The 19,703-nt window shown below is 39.1% G+C and carries 18 protein-coding genes; 6 read left to right on the top strand and 12 right to left on the bottom strand.

What is annotated here, in order from left to right:
* Window positions 1-376: 376 nt before the first annotated feature.
* Window positions 377-1,747 carry a hypothetical protein gene (locus AB3N04_RS20185; RefSeq protein ID WP_368504339.1) on the bottom strand — a complete coding sequence of 457 codons (1,371 nt, stop codon included), beginning with the start codon at window positions 1,745-1,747 and terminating at the stop codon, window positions 377-379.
* A gap of 294 nt (window positions 1,748-2,041) precedes the next feature.
* On the opposite strand from AB3N04_RS20185, the gene AB3N04_RS20180 reads away from it, so the two are divergent.
* Window positions 2,042-3,433 carry an LVIVD repeat-containing protein gene (locus AB3N04_RS20180; RefSeq protein ID WP_368506112.1) on the top strand — a complete coding sequence of 464 codons (1,392 nt, stop codon included), beginning with the start codon at window positions 2,042-2,044 and terminating at the stop codon, window positions 3,431-3,433.
* 39 nt (window positions 3,434-3,472) lie between these two features.
* On the opposite strand, the gene cobT is transcribed toward AB3N04_RS20180, so the two are convergent.
* From cobT to AB3N04_RS20165, 3 genes are all read right to left on the bottom strand, one after another.
* Window positions 3,473-4,516, bottom strand: coding sequence for a nicotinate-nucleotide--dimethylbenzimidazole phosphoribosyltransferase (cobT, locus tag AB3N04_RS20175; RefSeq protein ID WP_368504338.1), 1,044 nt, complete (start codon window positions 4,514-4,516; stop codon window positions 3,473-3,475).
* A gap of 66 nt (window positions 4,517-4,582) precedes the next feature.
* Window positions 4,583-5,968 carry an ATP-binding protein gene (locus AB3N04_RS20170; protein ID WP_368504337.1) on the bottom strand — a complete coding sequence of 462 codons (1,386 nt, stop codon included), beginning with the start codon at window positions 5,966-5,968 and terminating at the stop codon, window positions 4,583-4,585.
* Between the two features lies 1 nt (window position 5,969).
* The gene (locus AB3N04_RS20165; protein WP_368504336.1) at window positions 5,970-6,659 is read right to left on the bottom strand and encodes a response regulator transcription factor; all 690 of its coding nucleotides are present in this window, start codon (window positions 6,657-6,659) and stop codon (window positions 5,970-5,972) included.
* Window positions 6,660-6,892: 233 nt separating this feature from the next.
* Here AB3N04_RS20165 and AB3N04_RS20160 point away from each other — a divergent pair, with 233 nt between their 5' ends.
* Window positions 6,893-7,375 carry a hypothetical protein gene (locus tag AB3N04_RS20160; RefSeq protein WP_368504335.1) on the top strand — a complete coding sequence of 161 codons (483 nt, stop codon included), beginning with the start codon at window positions 6,893-6,895 and terminating at the stop codon, window positions 7,373-7,375.
* A 20-nt stretch (window positions 7,376-7,395) separates the two neighbouring features.
* On the opposite strand, the gene AB3N04_RS20155 is transcribed toward AB3N04_RS20160, so the two are convergent.
* From AB3N04_RS20155 to AB3N04_RS20125, 7 genes are all read right to left on the bottom strand, one after another.
* The gene (locus AB3N04_RS20155; protein WP_368504334.1) at window positions 7,396-8,292 is read right to left on the bottom strand and encodes a F510_1955 family glycosylhydrolase; all 897 of its coding nucleotides are present in this window, start codon (window positions 8,290-8,292) and stop codon (window positions 7,396-7,398) included.
* A 15-nt stretch (window positions 8,293-8,307) separates the two neighbouring features.
* On the bottom strand, window positions 8,308-9,051 hold the full coding sequence (locus AB3N04_RS20150) for a hypothetical protein (RefSeq protein ID WP_368504333.1): 744 nt from the start codon (window positions 9,049-9,051) through the stop codon (window positions 8,308-8,310).
* 177 nt (window positions 9,052-9,228) lie between these two features.
* Window positions 9,229-10,533: a protoglobin domain-containing protein gene (locus AB3N04_RS20145; protein WP_368504332.1), complete on the bottom strand. Its 1,305-nt coding sequence runs from the start codon at window positions 10,531-10,533 to the stop codon at window positions 9,229-9,231.
* 187 nt (window positions 10,534-10,720) lie between these two features.
* Entirely contained in the window at window positions 10,721-11,488 is a 768-nt protein-coding gene (locus AB3N04_RS20140; RefSeq protein ID WP_368504331.1) for a 3-hydroxyacyl-CoA dehydrogenase, read from the bottom strand.
* A 14-nt stretch (window positions 11,489-11,502) separates the two neighbouring features.
* Window positions 11,503-12,654 (bottom strand): acetyl-CoA C-acyltransferase, encoded by a 1,152-nt coding sequence (locus AB3N04_RS20135; protein WP_368504330.1) that lies wholly within the window; start codon window positions 12,652-12,654, stop codon window positions 11,503-11,505.
* Window positions 12,651-13,715, bottom strand: coding sequence for a CaiB/BaiF CoA transferase family protein (locus AB3N04_RS20130; RefSeq protein WP_368504329.1), 1,065 nt, complete (start codon window positions 13,713-13,715; stop codon window positions 12,651-12,653). The genes AB3N04_RS20135 and AB3N04_RS20130 overlap by 4 nt, the downstream gene beginning before the upstream one ends.
* Window positions 13,715-14,863 carry an acyl-CoA dehydrogenase family protein gene (locus AB3N04_RS20125; protein WP_368504328.1) on the bottom strand — a complete coding sequence of 383 codons (1,149 nt, stop codon included), beginning with the start codon at window positions 14,861-14,863 and terminating at the stop codon, window positions 13,715-13,717. Before AB3N04_RS20125 ends, AB3N04_RS20130 begins: the two co-directional genes overlap by 1 nt.
* 357 nt (window positions 14,864-15,220) lie before the next feature.
* Between AB3N04_RS20125 and safA the strand changes: the two genes are divergently transcribed.
* The 4 genes from safA to AB3N04_RS20105 all read left to right on the top strand — a co-directional run bounded on the left by safA (window position 15,221) and on the right by AB3N04_RS20105 (window position 18,417).
* A complete protein-coding gene (gene safA / locus AB3N04_RS20120; protein ID WP_368504327.1) occupies window positions 15,221-15,847 on the top strand; it encodes a SafA/ExsA family spore coat assembly protein in 627 nt (208 codons plus the stop codon).
* 112 nt (window positions 15,848-15,959) lie between these two features.
* Window positions 15,960-17,102 (top strand): glycosyltransferase family 2 protein, encoded by a 1,143-nt coding sequence (locus AB3N04_RS20115; protein ID WP_368504326.1) that lies wholly within the window; start codon window positions 15,960-15,962, stop codon window positions 17,100-17,102.
* A gap of 93 nt (window positions 17,103-17,195) precedes the next feature.
* Window positions 17,196-17,501 (top strand): hypothetical protein, encoded by a 306-nt coding sequence (locus tag AB3N04_RS20110; RefSeq protein WP_368504325.1) that lies wholly within the window; start codon window positions 17,196-17,198, stop codon window positions 17,499-17,501.
* Between the two features lie 103 nt (window positions 17,502-17,604).
* Window positions 17,605-18,417, top strand: a complete 813-nt coding sequence (locus AB3N04_RS20105) for a hypothetical protein (protein ID WP_368504324.1) — start codon at window positions 17,605-17,607, stop codon at window positions 18,415-18,417.
* A gap of 43 nt (window positions 18,418-18,460) precedes the next feature.
* Here the strand turns inward: AB3N04_RS20105 and eis are convergent, their stop codons facing one another.
* Complete coding sequence (gene eis / locus AB3N04_RS20100) at window positions 18,461-19,609, bottom strand: enhanced intracellular survival protein Eis (protein ID WP_368504323.1); 1,149 nt, start codon at window positions 19,607-19,609, stop codon at window positions 18,461-18,463.
* Between the last annotated feature and the right edge of the window lie 94 nt (window positions 19,610-19,703).

Below are 19,703 nucleotides of genomic sequence, written 5' to 3'. Positions count from 1 at the left end.
ATTGACTTCATATCCTTAGAATGTGCATCTACGCTTTCATCATAACGATTGATCTCAACTTCTTTTTTTAAAATTGATGTGTATATAAAATGGTGATCTGGCTAGAATAAGGTTTGAGGGCAGCAATGTTCCTCACCAACCATACCCCATCATTTTAACATGATGATTAGATATACAAGTTGGATGATTTTCGATTATACCTTTTATGAGGTGATTGCATTGTACAGAAACCAGAAATTTCAAGAATGTTTTTAACATGAATGAGATGAGGTGTCTGTGGCAGACAATAATCGTTACGACCCCAGATTGTAAGTTTGTAGGGTAAGGTATAAGGAGATGACCACCTTTGCGTTGGTCATCTCCTTTTTTGTGGTTATTATAAAAGAAAATACCCAATCAACGTTCCAACCCCACCATAAAGGATCGCAAAAGGCATATTACGAAGTACGATACGGTATGGATTTTGCATCGTATTCATCGATGTCATCGTCACCGTTACCCCGTACGCTCCAACTGTAGCGGTAGCCAGTGCCCCCGTTATTAACACCATCCCAATACTTAGAGGATTAATAACGGTATATAATGGTTGAAGCACTTCCGCTAAAATACCAATGGTTGCGACAGGATGAACTCCAATCATACTCATTAGTAAATATGTGCCTTGAATTAAAAGCAAGATCATTAATGGCGTATCCGCCGCAGCGAAGAATGGTTGCTGAATCATTTGCAAGAAGGGCGTTTCATTCAGACTTGATGAGAAAAACGCAAGCGATAAGAATAAAACCACAAAATTTTGCATGTGATTCGTACGATGCTTCCATGTTCCCCAGCCAATCGCTACGAAACTGCGTATCCTATTCATAATTAACGCCCAGCAAAAGCTAAATGGCAAGATAACAAGCGTGACAGATAAGATAAAGTTTAGCTGATAGGCGTTTCCTATCCCAACGACAATAAGCAAGAATGCCGTTAAAGCGATCATTAGCTTCGTTATTTTCCATGCAACTACACTTGGTTCAATCGTTCTTGTGGCACGATTATAGGCTGGTTCGTAAGGTAAGGACTTATATCGCTTACTCCCCCAGACCATATCAATCGTTATAACGATGAAGGAAACGAGCAATAACCACGGTAAATAGCTTAAATAACTGACTCCCGTTGCATCAACTGTCATTGCCACCATAATCTCCATCGGACTCCAGCAAAGTGCTACAGCAAAAGCCCTCAACGTCGTTTGACTGATAAAAGAATTTTGAATCTTCTTTTTCATCTTCGCCATATTCTCAAGCAAAACTTCTTGTGAGATCGATAATGCTGAAAGATTAATGAAGGAACATAAGGTATATGTCGTAAAAGAACTTCTGACATACAGCTTACCTAAATCAGATACATTCGCTTTCATTAATTCGTTAATTCGACGATCAAATCGTCCTGCCCGAACGACACTGTTCATCCAAGGTAGAACTGTTAAAAAGGCGAGAAGTGGCATCGTTGACGTAAAATATAAGGGCACTTGATAAAGCGGTAAGCCTGAATAGACGTACATACCCGTACCTACTACAATGAAGATACTTCCAAGAATGCGGAATAACTTACTAGCCCCGGCAAACGACAACAGAAGCATCGGAATAGCAAGGGTTCCTACTAAATAGGCTATTAGCTCACTAGCTATAAAAGTATTTGCTATATAGATCAGCAAAATAACTGAATAAACAACGTATAATCGTTGCTTTAAAAATGTATTCATCTCTTTCCCCTTCTAACTCTTTCAACTTTTACATCTCTCCACTTTACTCCTATTTATAAATAGAAGCAATGAGAATGTTTCGCACCAGGGAATAAACTAGTTCTTTTTTATATTGGAATTGTTTTCTATGCTAGTTAATAGATACCATTTACTATTTTAGATTAGGATAAAAGAAGTATTTTATTCGAGTGACGAAATAATTAGTATACTAATAAAGGGAATTGCTTTAGTATATTGAATTGTGAAAAGGTGAAATAATCTAAAAATTAATTGGAGGTTATTCGATTGAAAAAAATGAGAGACGTAGTTTTAAAATCCACACTAGCCAGTGCGTTAGTCTTTTCTGTAGCAGTCCCAGCGGTTATCGCCCATGATGCATTAGATGAAAGCGGAATTCAAAAGGGGGAGCGTATTGTTTTCTCTAATGAGGAACTAGCTACTCTCGGTGAAGCAGTCAACGATGGAACTCGTAAAGTGTCCAGTCTAAAAGAAGCAGCATCTGTTCAAATCCAAAAAATTAATGGTGATGCTCAAAACAACACAGCAGACGTTTATGCACATAAAGGGTATGCCTATTTAGGAACTCATACTGCAGGGGGAGCAAATGGTGGTGTCCGTGTATTTGATTTAAAGGACCCATCTAATCCTAAGGAAATTTCGTACTTTGCACATGATGATGTGCCTAATACATGGCAAGAAAAAGTCATTGTAAAATCAGTTAACACAGCGAACTTCAAGGGTGATTTAGCAGTCGTAAGTGTGCAACAAAGAAACAGAAATGCTAATACAGCTGGTGGTTTTTTACTATATGATGTAACAAATCCTCATGAGCCACAAAAACTTGGTTTTTATGAAGTGTATGACAAAACAGCTGGTACACATGAACTTTATCTTGCTACGCAAGGAAATCGAGCTTTAGTATTTGCTTCTAATCCTTATGCTGATTATTACAGTCATGGTGAGGAAAAGGATTTCCAAATTATTGATGTGAGTGATCCTGCTAATCCAGAAAAGCTATGGGAATTTGACCCTCGTGATGTTCCGGGCGTAGATGATTCTAATTTTAATGGGTATCACTGGAATGCTCCAGATGGAAAGACTAGAGCTGTCTTTAACCATAGTGTGATTACAGATAATAATGCGCAGTATGCTTATGTATCGATGTGGGATTTAGGAACCGTGATCTTTGATGTCCGTGATCCTGAAAATCCTGTATACCTTGGTCGCACTGACTTCTCTTCTGATCAACAAGGCTCTGCCCATTCAGCTGCACTTGCGCGTGGTGGAAACATCTTAATCGAAACAAGAGAAGTATATGTTCCAGTTCGAGCTGGCTATGAAGAGTCTTATGGTTATACACGTATTTTCGATATCAAAGACAAAACAAATCCTAAACTTCTTAGTGAGTTCAAAACAGATTTAACAGAAAAAGTTGAAGATGGAACGACATTTGCTAATACCGTGCATGACCCTAAAGTTCAAGGTAATACTCTATATTTAAGTCATTATGCAGGTGGCGTTTATATGGTTGATATTTCAGATCCAAGTAATCCTGTTCAAATCGGACAATATTCACCTGATCAGGGAGATGTATGGGGAGTATTCGTTGACCGTAACTATGTGCTAGCTTCTGATATGGGACAAGGTCTAAAAGTTCTTGTTCGCGGAAATGGGCAAAATAAATAAGGTCAATAAAAATAAAAAAGGAGCCGGCGGGCTCCTTTTTTATTTTTCTGATATACCCGCTGATTCAAATGTTGCCATCTCACTGAGCATTCTAGTTGCCGATTCAATAATCGAAAAAGCAACGGCTGCACCCGATCCTTCCCCAAGTCTTAAACCTAAATCAATTAACGGCTTCTTTCCGAGAGCTTCAATTGCAGTTAAGTGTCCAGGCTCAACGGATTGATGACCAACGATCATGTAATCTTTGGCTTCACTTGACATTCGGCTAGCAACGAGCGCTGCCACCGTTGAAATGAACCCATCTAAAATAATCGGAATACGATGTTCGGCAGCTGTAAGCATCGCTCCTGCCATACCGGCTATTTCAAGGCCGCCAAGCTTTCGAAGCACATCTATCGGATCGTTCGGATTGGCTTTTCGTTTTTTGATTGACTGTGAAATGATATCAATTTTATGTAGTAAGCGCTCACTTGTAATACCTGTACCAAAGCCAACTAACTTTGAAACAGGTTGATCAGTTAGCACCGCTAAAAGTGCACTACTCGTCGTTGTGTTCGCAATTCCCATTTCACCTAAGATCAAACTCTCAATGCCTTCGTTTATAAGCATATTCGCTTGTCTTTTACCGACATTGATCGCAGCAACTGCCTCCTCGTAAGTCATCGCATCTTCCCTATAAAAGTTTTGCGTCCCCATTCTAACTTTATCAACGATTAATCCTTCATGCTCTATGCTTGCTGCCACACCGATATCTACTACTTTTAAAGTAGCTCCGATTTGTCTACTAAAGACATTGATGGCAGCACCCCCGTTTAAGAAATTTAAGACCATCTGCTCAGTCACTTCTTGTGGAAATGCCGACACTCCTTCCTCGGCAATCCCATGGTCAGCTGCAAAAACCAATACTCCTGCTTGCGTCACTCTAGGGAAAGGGTCATTTTTCATTTCAGCTAATTGAATAGCTAACTCTTCTAATCTTCCTAAACTACCAGGGGGCTTGGTTAGTGTATTGATATAAATTGTCACTTTCTCTCCCATTTCTTTATTAAGAACTGGAATGGCTACAGTCTTTAGTACGTTCACATTAATACCCCTTTCATGATCATGCAATTAATACTTATTGATTGAAGTATAATTCATTTCACTTTTTTATTCAGCAGGGATTTTAATTAAAAACGTAGTTCCTTCTCCTATTTTACTTGAGACAGAAATCTCCCCTTTATGCAAATGAATAATTTCTTTAGTGATTGCAAGCCCTAAACCGCTTCCACCAAGTTTAGTGGAACGAGAGGCATCTACACGGTAGAATCGCTCCCAAATTCTCTGGAGATCTTTCTCTGGTATCCCAGAACCATTATCCCTTATCTGTATAATGCATATCTTTTCTTCTTTAGAGAGTATCACATCAATTTGACCTCCAGGGTCTGTATGGCGAATCGAGTTTGATAGTACATTCATGATCGCCCTCTCAAATTGCATCTGATCAATTGGAACGTTTATGTCCACGGTATCAGCATGCACATGAAAATAAAGTTGTTTTGAATTTAAATCAAGTTGTATTTTTGCTTGCAATTGAGCAAAGAAATCATACATATTTGTTCTTTCTTCCTCTAGCTGATACTCTTCCTCTTCATACTTCATTAGTTGAAATAAATCATTCACTAAATGTTCCATCCGAGAGGCTTCTTGATAGATGACGTTTGATTGCTCTTGAACGACTGTTGGTTCTAGTGACTGATCTTTTAATAAGGCTGAATACCCTTTGATGTAGGTAAGTGGCGTTCTTAGATCATGAGAAATATTTGTAAACAACCGCTGCCTTTCGTCACGGTATTCTTTAAGGTTTTTTGCCATTAACGAAATGTCTGTTAATAATTCAGATACTTCGTCCTTGCTAGTCGACGGTGGCATATCTACTTCAAAATCACCCAATGCAATTTTTCTAGTAAGCAACTGGGCTTTTTTCACAGGAGCACTCAGGCGCTTTGACAAATAAATGCTGAACATAACGGCTAAGCAAACGGTAAAAAAACCAATCAGAAATGTTAACAACAAGAGATTGTTTCTCGTTGCCTCAAAGCTTCCTGTATCTTGATCAAGAAACAAATATCCGCTAACCCCTTCATCTGATGAAAAAGATCTGAAAGACCATGCATGTGGAATATGTTCTTCCATTGTTTCAACAAATTCAGTACGTTTTGATTGATCAGCGTGTAAAATGATCCAATCTTGATAAGTCGTGATCTCTTCATTAGAAAGAGGTCTTGAACTCTGAATCACTTCCAACGATTGATCAAAAATAACAAATGAATTTTCCTCTTGTCCTGCTTCCATAATCATTACGTGATCAAGGGTTGTCACGTCTGAGTGGACTGCTAATACCTTCGCATGGGCTTCAAGCCTGTTCTCTACTCCTTCTTGAAGCTGATGTTTGTAATAAGATTTAGATATGTGATAAAAAGAAAGATTCATAATAATGATGACAAATACAGTAGATAAGAAGATGGCAATTAATAATTTTGTAGCAAGCTTCAACTTATTCCCCCCTCTCTACAGGCATCTTATACCCTACTCCCCACACGGTTTCAATTAAAGGTCTCGGGAGCCCAGCCTTATTTAATTTATCTCTAATATGTTTAATATGAACATCCACATTCCGGTTAAAACGATCCTCTTCCTCCCATTCAAGAGTGAGGAGTTGATCACGTGTATACACCCGCCCTGGGTAATTAAAGAACCGTGAAAACAATTGATATTCTTTATTCGTAAAAGGAATTACTTGATCTTTATAGGTAAACACACGTTGCAGTGAATCACGTTTCACATCAAATCTAACGATGGTAGAAAGCCCTTCAACTAGATGCTGAGTTCGCTTGATGACGGAGTCTACTCTAGCTTTTAATTCTCGAGGCTCAAATGGTTTTGTAATAAAATCATAAGCACCCAGCTCAAGTCCACGCACGACAGCATCCGTTTCATCTATTGCTGTGATTAAAATAACAGGGATGTTTTTATTTAATTCATTCATATAGGATAAAAACTCATAACCGGTCATCTCTGGCATCATAATATCTAATAATATGAGATTGATCGTTTCGCCTTCAAGTAAGGATTTTGCCTCAATGGCACTGGATAAACGAGTGATCTGATAATCGCTTGACTGAATACAGACTTCGAGCAGTTTTTGCATTTGCTTCTCATCATCAACAATTAAAATCCTCTTCATTTCATACTCACACTTTCTCCTAATTACGATTTTATGACATATTTATTTCACTTTTATAATACTAGTGTACAAACTACAGATACTCTTCGTGAGACGTTCATACTACATAGAGAGGAGAAATCATCATGCCCTTGATTATAATGTGTCTCCTAATCATCTTGCTATCTATTATTGCCTTCATAGTCTTTTCTTTTAGACGATCTATATCAAATATGTTTGGGATGTGCTTGGCTATGGCTATCGGCATGCTTATAGGTCTAGCTGGCGGGACTGTGCTCGGTTTACTGTTTGCTGATTCCTTTTTCGAAGCAACAATTTTAAGTATGTTTATAGGGGCCTTACTAGGTGTTTTATTCGGTTACCCCTTCTCCCTTGTTGCCGTTATTGATGGCTTTATCTCTGGGTTAATGGGTGGAATGATGGGAACCATGCTTGCCGTTATGGTACCTCTTGAGCATAGCTTACCATTATCTCAAGTCATGCTGCTGCTTTTATTCGGTACGCTATTTATCGTTTATTTAGCCTTGACTTCAGAAATTAAAAACAAAGTTCAGAAGCCTTTTACGCTGAAGCCTGTTTGGTATTTTTTGTTAGTGTGCATCAGTTTTGTCTGTATTCATTTTATGGAAACACCAGGTTCAAGTCCTCCTAATAAAGAGCCTCACTCAAATCACCACCATGCCCAAAAAATAACTGACCATTTAGAACTTGTCTAAATGGTCAGTTTTAGGCTTCGTTATTGATTAATATTCCCATTTTCAGCTAACTTCGACCATGAGTCCCCTAAATCATTCGTATGATAAATCGCTTCTTGCATCGAACCTAAAATGATCTCTTTTTCTTGATCAGGGTTCTGACTAATGTAGGAAATCATGTCATTCTCTAAAGTGAAGTCCAATGACTCCCATGTTTGACCAAAATCTGTACTATAATATAAGCCTTCTAATTCTCCTACGAAATAACCAATTAACTCTTCGGTTTCTCCATTGAGTGATTCAAGAGCTGTGGCGGTTGATTCACTTTCCATTGATTCCCATGTTCTTCCGCTATCGAGAGAAAGATACACTCCTTCTTCTGTACCTGCAAGTACGTGACTAGGAAATTGCGGATGAGACGTTAAACTGTACGTTTGCCCGATTGGTTCAGGTAGCCCTTCTGTTTCAACCTGCACCCAAGTATAACCACCGTCTTCAGAATGATAGAAGTGTGAATGATAGGCATCTATGGCATAGATTTGATTTGTATCGCCTTTATTTGCATGTAGGAGATGAAAATCTACTTCCGTATATAAAGAAATCGGCTCCCATGTTTCACCTGAATCTGTACTCTTCATCAACCCGAGAGGATCTTCTAAATCAGATGCATGACTCGGGTGTCCGCTTGAGAGCATCGTATCTTCATCAATGATCGTAAAGCCCATAAAATCATGCTGCTCCTTCTCACTATTTACATTGATCCATTTCCCTTGGGTATGTTTAATTAATCCATGATGAGTCGCTATATAGAATGCATCTTCATTGTGAGCATATTCTAGCCCATGTATGTGAGAAAAACCTTCCACTTCATTTCCTGCTTCTGAACATCCTGCGAGGATACTTACTAAACCTACTCCTGCTAAAAACCATTTTTTCATCATATTCTCCTTTAATTAATGATTACCATGACCGTCTCCATCAGCCGAGACAATCTCTAGCTTTTCATCTAGTATTCCTTGTGTTTTAAATGATATTGTATCAAACTCACCTAGAACATATCCATGATTATAAGGTCCTTCTGTTGGATCATGATGAAAAACTGGCTTCACTTTTGCTAAATATTGATATAGATCATCTGTCATTTGCCCTTCATCAAGCCATATCAACGGAGCATGTTTTCCTAAATGGGCAAAAGGAGCAGCCGTAATCGCAAGTTCTGGTGATGCAGTTGATGCAAATACAAAACCATGCCCCGGTTCAGTTATACCCCAGCCAAAATCTGTACTGTCATCTTTGTAAGATGCCATTGCAATCGATTGACTTACTGCATTATTACCTTCAATTCGTTCTACTTCCCCGTACTCATTAAGCTCACCTATCACTTCGTCTCTGATCACGTTCTCTGAGCCTAGAACATACATTTTAGCTCTACCCTCACGTAAAGCCAACGCCTCTGTTGTTTCTTCTGGAATCCCATCACTGCTTATATTTAGAAGTGACTCATTCATATGCGAAATCCAGTTTGCTGCTGTGATCTTGTATTCTTCTGCAGGTTCATCCATTAATCCAATAATAACAGCTTTTTCTATATGATCAATTGTCTTTGAAAACTCTTCTTTTACCTTTTGAGTGAAAGCAGCTGGGTTGGCTGCCTGAATTGTTTTAATCTTGAATTCAGTTAATTTATCTAACTCCATTTCTTTGATATTCCCAACTACGAACTTCCTACCAAAGCAGACGTTAGCAAAGTCATTGTCTTCATCTTTTCACCCTCTTTTTGATTTGATCCTACTATACATAATAAATATTAAAATTTGATTAAGAATCAGAAGAAAAAAACTCTTCTAAAGAATACACTTTAGAAGAGTTTTCGCTTAATCAAGATGATTTGTTATTAAGTTTAATTCATTTGCTGTTGTAGCCAGTTGATAGACCGCGTCATTAATTTCTTCTATAACAAGGGCAATCTTTTTGATCTCTACGGCAACATTTCCATTTTGTTCTTTTGCCGTTTCTGTTTGGTGAACAATTCGATCAAAAAATTCATTAGTACTAGACAATCCATTGGCACTATTTTTAACGAGATCATCTATTTCTGACACATATGAAGAAACAGAGCCAATCCGTTCTTTCGTGGAAACAATTAAACCTGAAACTTCACTTACTGAAGCTTTTGTTTGTTCAGCAAGCTTTCTCACTTCACTGGCAACGACTGAGAACCCTTTCCCCATTTCACCAGCTCGTGCTGCTTCAATTGCTGCATTTAATGCAAGCAAATTGGTCTGATCAGCAATCGACTGAACTAGGCTAACAATATCGTTGATTTTCTCAGACACATCTTTAAGTAATTCCATTTCACTCGAGATTTTCTCCATGTTCTGATCAATTTCTTTTACTTTTAGGTATTGTTCTTGGAGTTTTTCTTTACCTTCTTTAGATAATGACTCGACTTGAATGGATGCGCTCGTTCCTTCTGTGCTGTAGCGATGAACATCTTCAGATTTTGTTTTCAATTCATCAATTGAAGCACTTGTTTCCTCTGAAATCGCAGCTAATTCTTCGGCGGTCACATTTACTTTTGCTTGTAAATTGTGTCGTTCTTCTATCTCTTTTTGACGGTTCCGTTCGTTCTCATTTTCATATGCTTCTAAAACAAGCTGTTGTTCAATGTTTAAAATTTTAGAAACAGATAAAATCGCATCTAAACATTGAGTTGGATTTGTTGAGTGCTCTTTAAGCATGGTTGTGATTGATAAAAATAAATCCTGAAACGCACACATATACCATTTCGGTTCAAGACCGATGACGACGTGAGCGTGGGCAATTCGGTTTCTTTGTTCGACGAAAGCTGCATCAATCGTTCCAGCAAACATTTCTTCAATATGCTTTGTGAGCGTTCTCTTTAAACGATCCACCGTGCTATGATCTTTAATAATCGTTGTCAGTGTAGGATTTCTATAAAGATTTTTATAAAAATTGTCAACAATCTCGTCAATATGATCATGAATCAACGGTTGAATCATTTTTATGCGAACAAGATCTTCCTTATTTAAATCAATCAACCTTAATTGAAGGGCAACTTCCTCTGACACATCAATCTTCACTTCATCTAGAGTTGGTTCAACCAAAGCTTCTAATGTATCCATTTGTTTTTTTCTATGTCTGAATAGCTGTTTCAACGTCCGTTTCTCCCCTTATATCCATCCTAATTATCAACAAACCTACAAAATACACAATACATAAGACCTAAACTTTTTCTATCTTACACCATTCTCTTCCATTTGAATATAAGACTTTTCTATGTAAATTGAAGAATTAGTGAAAATAAAATGGTAGAGTGTGCTTGCACTCTACCATTACTGAGGCTTATTTCATTTGCATGCGAATCGCTCCATCTAGCCGAATTACTTCTCCATTTAGCATCGGGTTCACCATGATTTGTTCCACTAGCTGGGCATATTCTGTTGGCTGCCCGAGTCGTTTCGGGAATGGGGTCATTTTACCTAGTGATTCACGTGCAGCATCTGGTAAGGTCGCAAACATCGGTGTCTCAAAAATACCAGGGGCAATGCTCATCACGCGGATGCCATGAGAGGCTAACTCTCTAGCAAGCGGTAAGGTCATACTGACGATTCCACCCTTTGACGCCGCATAGGCTGCTTGCCCGATCTGTCCATCAAATGCGGCAACTGATGCAGTATTGACTATGATGCCACGCTCCCCTTCCCGATTAGGTTCATTGTCTTTCATAACCTCCGTTACGTGTTGGATCATCGAAAAGCTACCGATTAGATTTACATTCATTACTTTCTTAAACGTTTCAATTCCATGAATGCCACTCTTCCCTATTACTTTTTTGGCAATACCGATTCCTGCGCAATTGATCAATCCATGAACTGCTTGAAAGCTAGCCACAGCATGATCCACTGCTTTCTTAGCATCCACATCATTCGTCACATCCGTTTGGATAAAAGCAACTTGATCACCTAGTTCATTGATAAGCTCCGTTCCTTTTTGCTCATCAAGATCAACGATCACAGCATTCCCACCGTTTTTAACAATCATTCGAACTGTCGCTTCCCCAAGACCAGAAGAACCACCTGTTACAAGAAAGGTTTTATTTTTAATTCTCATTAATCTGCTCCTCCCTATTCCAGTCTCTCAATGATCGTTGCATTTGCCATACCGAATCCTTCACAAATTGCTTGCAGGCCATATCGTTTACCTGTGCGCTCAAGCTCGTGCATTAACGTGATCATCACACGGGCACCACTTGCTCCTAGTGGATGTCCAAGCGCAATCGCACCACCATTAGGATTTAATTTTTTTGGATCAGCCCCTACTTCTTTTGCCCAAATAAGAGGAACCGGGGCAAATGCTTCGTTCACTTCATAGAGATCGATGTCTTCAATCGTTAAACCTGCTTTCTGAAGGACTTTTTCAGTCGCGGGAATCGGCCCTGTTAGCATTAACGTCGGATCAGATCCAACAACACTTCTTGCAATAACGCGACAACGCGGTTTGAGGCCTAGTGCCTCTGCTTTCTCTCTCGACATTAATAAGATCGCCGCTGCTCCGTCACTCATTTGACTTGCATTTCCGGCTGTGATCGTCCCATCTTCTTTAAAAACAGTTTTCAGCGATTGAAGAGCTTCGATCGTCGTAGCAGCACGTGGTCCCTCATCCTTTGATAAATGAATCTCAGTCCCATCTTCTCCAGTATATTGAACAGGCATTACTTCTCTTTCAAAGTGACCTGCTTCCCATGCTTGAACCGCTTTTTGATGACTCTGAAGCGAGAATTGATCTAATTCTTCTTTTGTTAATCCCCACTTTTCTACCATTCGCTCAGCAGACATCCCTTGATGCAAGAGTTCATATTGGTCGCTTAGCTTCTGACTGTATGTCGTTCCTTGTGTATTTGAAAACATCGGCACACGTGTCATATGCTCAACCCCTGCTGCGACCACGACGTCCATATCTCCACTCGCAATCGCTTGAGCGGCAAAATGAACAGCTTGTTGACTCGAACCACATTGACGATCAATTGTCACACCCGGTACTTCGATCGGGTATCCAGCGATCAAGGCTGCAGCTCGTGCAATATCTGGGGCTTGCTCTCCAACTTGTGAGACACACCCTGCAATCACATCTTCAATGATGCCTGAATCGATTTTTGTTCGGTCTACTAATTCCTTTAGTGGAAGAGCGAGTAATTCATCCGCTCGAATAGATGAATAAGCTCCCTTTCTCTTCCCAAGCGGTGTTCTGACGGCTTCTACAATCACAACTTCTCTCATATGAATCGTTCCTCCCTTTTAAACGTTTGTGTTGGTGTCGTTCTAACTCTTGTACAATTATCTGATAATCGCTCCATTAATCCTCTTTCTTGTAGAAGTGGAGCTTCAATTCCTTCAGCCGTTGTATAAACAGGCGCAAGGCAACAATCAACCCTTAAACTAAACTCACACCACTCGTCGAAGGTTCTACTTTTAAAGAGCTCAATAACCTCAGTAGAAATGGAATCTTCATCGTCGTGACGGTCTTGGCCTTTTGATAGCCAGTTTGGCTGGTCAACTTCTATACATAAATGATTCCAAAACTTCTCTTCTAAAGCGCCTAACGCCATAAAACGCCCATCTTTTGTTTCATAAATGGAATAGCAAACGTACTGACCGTTCAGTTCGTCTAAACCATCAGAACGTCTTGTTTCTCTGTGAATTAAATCATGTGCACCAAGCATCGCATGGAGGGGATCCGTTAAACTAATATCTATATAGCAACCTTTATTCGTAAGTCCCCTGTTAACTAGAGCAGCGAGGATTTGTTCGCTCGCATACATGCCACCTATATAGTCAGCAAATTGGATTTTCGGATGAATCGGTCTACCTTCTTTATCCGTTAATAAAGAGAGGAAGCCTGTTTCAGCCATATAATTAATGTCATGACTCCCTAACCCTTTTTTATGCTGCGTCTCTTGGCCATAGCCTGAAATCGAACAATAGATAATGGTTCGATTCACTTTCTTTACTTGCTCATAACTAAGACCGAATTTCTCCATAACTCCAGGTCGATACGATTCAATCACCACATCCGCCTGTTCAATCATTTTCATTACTTTATCTTGATCGGCTTTATCTTTTAAGTTTAGATGGGTCGATTGCTTATTCCAATTTGTAGCAGAGTAGATGACTCCCTCGCCTTCATGCATCGTTGATAAATGACGAGCTGGATCTCCATTTGGTGGTTCAATTTTCGTGATCGTTGCCCCCATGTTACCGAGTCGCAGTGTGGCATAAGGTCCAGGAAGGTAATTCGTAAAATCAATCACTTGAATTGAGTCGAGCATATGCTTCATCATCACAACCCCATCTTTTTGGCAATAATGGACTTCATGATTTCGTTCGTACCGGCATAAATCGCTGAAACAGGAATATCACGCGACCTTCTAGCTACCTCGTATTCTTCCATATATCCATAGCCTCCATGTAATTGAACGCATGAGCTAACGACTTCTTTTGCTAAATCTGTGAGCCAATACTTTGCCATGGATACTTCCTTCACGACCTCTTCTTGATTTATATGTCTTTCTACAAGTGAATTGAGGAAAGTACGACCGATTTCTACTTTTGTTGCTAGTTCTACTAACGTGAATTGATTATGTTGAAAACTTCCTATAGGTTGCCCAAATGCTTTTCGCTCTTTTACGTAGTCTAGTGTTAATTCTAGCGTTCGTTCTGCCGAGACAATCGCAGCAATCGCGACAATCAATCGCTCTTGTTGTAATTGTTCCATTAAATAATAGAAACCTCTCCCAGCTTCACCTAATAAATTAGCTTTAGGAACCCGTACATCTTCAAACGATAGTTCAATCGTATCTTGTGAACGAAGACCGACTTTATCTAGCTTTTTTCCTTTTGTAAAACCTGGTGTATCTGCTTCTATCACTAATAAGCTGATTCCTTTATGGGCAGGTTGGGCTTTGGGGTCAGTCTTACACACAACCACAAATAAATCTCCATGCAAGCCATTTGAAATAAATGTTTTAGAACCGTTTACTACATAGGAGTCGCCGTCTAAAATAGCCGTTGTTTTAATCGCTGCTAGATCAGATCCAGTGCCTGGTTCTGTCATCCCAATCGCTGATACACTTTTACCTGATGTGCAGGAAGGTAACCATCTCTTCTTTTGTTCCGTTGACCCATAATGCCACAAATACGGGACAACAACATCATTATGTAGTGGAACGCCAACTAAGCTTGATCCCACTCGTTCTAACTCTTCGATTAAAACAAAAGAATACCCAAAGTCAGCTTCTCCCCCGCCAAATTCTTCTGGCAGCCATGGACATAATAATCCTTGTTGGCCTAATTTGTTCCATAAGTCTCTTGGGATCAAACCGTCTTTCTCCCATTTTTCATAATGGGGTTTCACTTCTTTTTCAAGAAAGCTGCGAACTGATTTTCTGAAAATAGCATGTTCTTCTTTAAGAAATGTTGCTGTTGACATTGATAACCACCCCTTTATAAAAACGCTTTCATACCAAACTCTGCTAAATACCTAGCAAACTTTCCTGTGAACATTTTCCCTACTCATACTAGATAGATTCCATACCGCACAGGAATTTCCTGCTGATTCTACAAAAAACTCCTTATTTTTAAAGTGAAGAAAGGAGTTTCTTCCTAAGTAATGACATGTAGTACAATTATAAACCCATACTATTCTCATAAAGCTATTGGCATAACCTATTTTAGGTCATCTATAGACCTAATTTTCTTGTTAATCCTAGCAAGCTAGCCAACTATCAACCTAGAAAGGTAGCAATTACCGCTATACTTACATAGTATACCTACTTATTATAGATTTATGAGACATTTCAAACGATTTACCTCACTCTTTTTATTGTCCGTTGCTTTAGTCTTTGGTTTTGGTGGTACAGATGCAGAAGCTTCTACTTCTCATACTGTTTCACAAGGAGATACAATGTGGAAGATTGCGGTTCGCTACCAAGTTGGCGTTAGTGAAATCATTCAAGCAAACCCACAAGTATCAAATCCTAATATGATCTATCCAGGTCAGCGTCTAACGATTCCTAGCGCAAGTAGCTATGGTTCGATGGAAGAAGAAGTGGTTCGTCTAGTAAACCAAGAACGTGCAAAACATGGTTTACAACCTCTTAAAAGTGAGTGGGAATTAGCACGCGTTGCTAGATTTAAATCTGAAGACATGCGTGATAAAAACTACTTCAATCACAATTCACCCACATACGGAAGTCCTCATCAAATGATTCGTAATTTTGGTATTACATACCGCGCGTCAGGGGAGAATATTGCAGCTGGTCAAACGTCAGCTCAAGCTGTATTCAATGCTTGGATGAACAGTACAGGTCACCGTCAAAACATCCTTTCATCCAATTACACACATATCGGTGTAGGCTATGCAAAAGGAGGTTCATACGGTCATTACTGGACGCAAATGTTCATTGGTCGCTAAAAAAAGCGAGGGGCTCCCCTCGTTTTTTTCTATGATTAAAAGACATAACCCTCTTGCTTTTGTTCTGATTGGAAACAAGCTATGATAAGGATTGAAAGGGAGTGCTTCATCGATGCTTATGTGGTTATTACTTCTGGTTTGCCTTTTTTGGCTTGTTATTTTGTTTGATGCCCTTATAGGTATGAAGAAAATTGAACGACTGGAAAATGTGCGAATGACTTCAAGTGAAACACCATTAATCTCTATAATCGTAGCTGCTAGAAACGAAGAAAAATCAATATCAAAGAGTATAACCTCTCAATTAAATCAAACCTACACTAATCTTGATTGGATTATTGTCAACGATCGTTCTACTGACTCAACAGGACAATTAACCGATGCCCTATCCCTTCAAGATCAAAGAGTACAAGCCATACATATAGAAGAATTAGAAGCTGGTTGGCTAGGTAAAAATCATGCCCTATATAAAGGTTCCCTTAAAGCAACTGGCGAATATCTTTTGTTTACAGATGCTGATATTATGTACCACCCTGATACGATTGAAAAAGCAATCAGGTATACTCTCCAACATAAACTCGATCATCTTACGCTAGCCCCTAATATGAATGTGAAACGATTTTGGCCTAAAGCATTTATTTCATTTTTCTTATTTGGATTTTCTTTTTTCAAACGACCGTGGATGGCAAATGTTGATAAGAGTAACTCAGCCATTGGCATTGGTGCTTTTAATCTTGTACGGCGTAATGCTTATGAAGCTGTAGGAACTCACCTTGCGATAAAAGAACGACCAGATGATGATTTAATGCTTGGAGTCCTCCTTAAACAAAACGGATTCAAGCAAAGAATGGCTACTGCATTAGAACATTTAGAAGTGGAATGGTACTCTACGTTGCGGGAAGCCTTTATCGGCTTAGAGAAGAACACAGTAGCGGGTCTTTATTACCGCTACTCCATGGTTCTTTTAGCAATAAGTGGCGTGTTTGTTACTCATGTGCTCCCTTTTATAACAATCTTTCTATCTGAAGGGATCAATCGCTTTCTATCACTGGCAGCCATCGTGTTAATAGGGCTTGTGTATGTACAAACGGTGCAGAAGATGACAAAAGGAGCGCTGAAATCATTACCTGTACTGCCAATCACCGCCCTCCTTTTTATTTATTGCATTAGTCGTGCTGCATGTCTTACATTCATACGTGGAGGAATTGTATGGAGAGGCACATTTTACCCAATGAAAGAACTTCGTAAAAAACAATAGAAGCTTTAATCTATTCTTCAATAGTTCTGTATGGGCAATTATCATTTCTTTCGTTATACTAGCAACATACTTATCATTGAAGGAGCATGTTACATGGACAAAAAAGAGTTAGAGGAAAAAATCATCGGACAATTTAAACAAGATGAACAAATGATGATTCTTGTATTTGCTCAGTGGTGTATCAACCATAATCTCGAACCCGCGGAGCTCTATCAACGTGCCTACCCTACACAAGCTGAAAATCCATCATTAAAGCAAGCACTTGATTTAACCGTCCCAAAAGAAGAAGCTGGAGAGATTCCTGATGACACATTATTAGGCGTTCTGTCTTTATTCGGGAATGAGGATTTAGCTTTTGTCGTGACTGAAGAAATGGAAAATCTCAAAAAACGCAAGTAGATTAGCTGCTTGCGTTTTTTGTCGAATGATATTCATTGTTGATTCTCCTGTTTGAGAATATACTAATTGGAAAAAAGAGGTATTTTCAAAGGGGATAAAATCAATGAAGGTTAGAAAGCTCCTCTATACGTTAGGATTCATGGTAGGTGTCTCACTAGTCTTAATCATCATTCAGATGAGTCAATTTCACTCGTTGAAAAATGAAATGGAGAATATGCACCATCAAGTGATGGGGGTAGATTCAACTATGTCCCAATTATTCTCAGAAGTCCATTCCCTTCAAGTTGCTAATCAATTGATAGGACATATTGATTTTTCAACAAGGTACCCCGAAGTTTATGAAGCTCCATTTAATGTGACGTTAACATGGTCATTTAATGAAATTGAAACGGACGCGTCAGTCTTTCTGTTAACGAGGAAACTTGATGATTCTGAATGGAACACTTTTGACGCTATTAACCACGAAGGTCTTCATTATGAAGCAACGATCGAAGTGGACTCAAATGAAGAGTATGAATATCAAATCATGTCTAAAGGCAATATAGCACGTAGTTCTGGTATTGAATACCTTCCTATAGATGCCTATTCTCATCAACCACTACGATTTGAGAGCAATGCTTACACACAAGATTCTACAGATGCTATTACTTCCTACGAAGCGACGTTCAGTCAATTAAATGAGCAACCTGATTATTTCAAAGTAAGAGAAGCAATAGCCATTGTAGATTTCGGAGATGGAGAAGTGATCAAAGTTCCTTTAGAAAAACAAACACACGGGAACTATGATCACTGGTCTTTGCAGTTAGATGATGCGAATATTTATGAAATCACACTTGATGTCACATATGGGAATGGTAAAAGAGATAGTGGAACGATCTACCCTGATGGAGAGTATGATCATCGCTTTTTTTACTAGTATAAAAGCGAACCTGCATCAATCAGGTTCGCTTTCTTCTATTCTAAAAGAAATCGTAGAAAAAGGATTGAGTATGAGGAATTAATGTATCTAGCTGCTCTATTGTTTGGTCATTTCCTTCCATTAAGCCTACTTCTACTAGTTGGGCTGGGCGCTTGTAACCGAAACAAATCGTCGCAAGGTGTTGAATCGAGATGTGGATGTCAGCTTCTTCTTCTGTTTCCTCTATTCCGTGATTGGAAAAGACAAATGTTTTGTTAGTCCATTGTGCAAACGAATCTGTCACGCTCACTCTTAATGGTTCATTTAATGACTCAAGCTTGAATGAGAACTTTTGAAGAAACGCTTCAACATCTACAATTCTCACCATAAAATAGGGTTTTACATCGCTCTCAACCCTCGGTTCAAGTAAAGAAAAAAACAACGGCTCTTGCTCATTGGTAATCAATTTTACTTCTTCCACCATTGAATCATGTTGGCAAATGAAATTCCAAAGGCCAATCCTCGCTTCTGCATGGAGCGGAATAAATTCTTCTACCGTCATTTTTGAATCCTTTATCACATACAGCATAAAACCTGAGGCAATTCCGCTCTCATCGTAATATGCTGCCGCTTGCATGTCACTAACAACTGTCTTCCACCAAGCAGCATCACGAACGAGCATCCCCGAAAATTGTGAGGCATATCTTTCATAAATAGCGGAAAGATCCGGGTGCTCTCCTTCAGGGCTCCAACGTTTAATCTTGCCATAGACTTCCCTTTTCCGTTTAAGGTCGCTCTTTTTTAATGTGGTTGTGAGTCGATTCGAAAAGAGTTCCCATCCATACTTCCTGTAAAAAGCGACGTCAAAGGGATGTAGCATCGATAGCGTCATTCCTTTTGATTTCATCGCTTCAAGACTATGGCTTAGCAGCGCTTTGACATATCCATTTCGACGGTATTCAGGATAAGTAGCAACACCAGCTATTCCTCCCATTTTCCACTTTTCACCTTGAAGGTACACGTAATGTGGCAAAAGATGCAGTTTAGCAGCGACTTTTTGATCATTAAGGATGCCATAGAGGATTTGATGTTTTTTCATTCGTTCGATCAACTGAGGGATACGTTCTTCTGTGACTTTATACTGAAAGGCATATTCTGATAGATGCATAGCCTCGATGTACTGTTCTTCCTTTAGTGTAATGATATTCATGATCGTTCCTCCACTTATTAAATGTATATGAGATCTCACTACTTACATTCGATAAGTGGAAACGAATTCCTCTATTTCTCGATCACTTGTCTTC

The organism is Alkalihalophilus sp. As8PL (assembly GCF_040939795.1).
Taxonomy (GTDB): Bacteria; Bacillota; Bacilli; order Bacillales; family Bacillaceae_D; genus Alkalihalophilus; species Alkalihalophilus lindianensis.
This window is presented reverse-complemented; position numbering and strand designations above follow the sequence as displayed.

Bases quoted from the DNA above. Each gene is read 5' to 3' on its own strand.
- AB3N04_RS20115 (WP_368504326.1), top strand. From the start codon at position 15,960: ATGCTTATGTGGTTATTACTTCTGGTTTGCCTTTTTTGGCTTGTTATT.
- AB3N04_RS20150 (WP_368504333.1), bottom strand. From the start codon at position 9,051: ATGGAGTTAGATAAATTAACTGAATTCAAGATTAAAACAATTCAGGCA.
- eis (WP_368504323.1), bottom strand. From the start codon at position 19,609: ATGAATATCATTACACTAAAGGAAGAACAGTACATCGAGGCTATGCAT.
- AB3N04_RS20160 (WP_368504335.1), top strand. From the start codon at position 6,893: ATGGCTATCGGCATGCTTATAGGTCTAGCTGGCGGGACTGTGCTCGGT.
- AB3N04_RS20180 (WP_368506112.1), top strand. From the start codon at position 2,042: ATGAGAGACGTAGTTTTAAAATCCACACTAGCCAGTGCGTTAGTCTTT.
- AB3N04_RS20135 (WP_368504330.1), bottom strand. From the start codon at position 12,654: ATGAGAGAAGTTGTGATTGTAGAAGCCGTCAGAACACCGCTTGGGAAG.
- safA (WP_368504327.1), top strand. From the start codon at position 15,221: ATGAGACATTTCAAACGATTTACCTCACTCTTTTTATTGTCCGTTGCT.
- AB3N04_RS20155 (WP_368504334.1), bottom strand. From the start codon at position 8,292: ATGAAAAAATGGTTTTTAGCAGGAGTAGGTTTAGTAAGTATCCTCGCA.
- AB3N04_RS20125 (WP_368504328.1), bottom strand. From the start codon at position 14,863: ATGTCAACAGCAACATTTCTTAAAGAAGAACATGCTATTTTCAGAAAA.
- AB3N04_RS20105 (WP_368504324.1), top strand. From the start codon at position 17,605: ATGAAGGTTAGAAAGCTCCTCTATACGTTAGGATTCATGGTAGGTGTC.
- AB3N04_RS20165 (WP_368504336.1), bottom strand. From the start codon at position 6,659: ATGAAGAGGATTTTAATTGTTGATGATGAGAAGCAAATGCAAAAACTG.
- AB3N04_RS20110 (WP_368504325.1), top strand. From the start codon at position 17,196: ATGGACAAAAAAGAGTTAGAGGAAAAAATCATCGGACAATTTAAACAA.
- AB3N04_RS20130 (WP_368504329.1), bottom strand. From the start codon at position 13,715: ATGATGAAGCATATGCTCGACTCAATTCAAGTGATTGATTTTACGAAT.
- AB3N04_RS20140 (WP_368504331.1), bottom strand. From the start codon at position 11,488: ATGAGAATTAAAAATAAAACCTTTCTTGTAACAGGTGGTTCTTCTGGT.
- AB3N04_RS20185 (WP_368504339.1), bottom strand. From the start codon at position 1,747: ATGAATACATTTTTAAAGCAACGATTATACGTTGTTTATTCAGTTATT.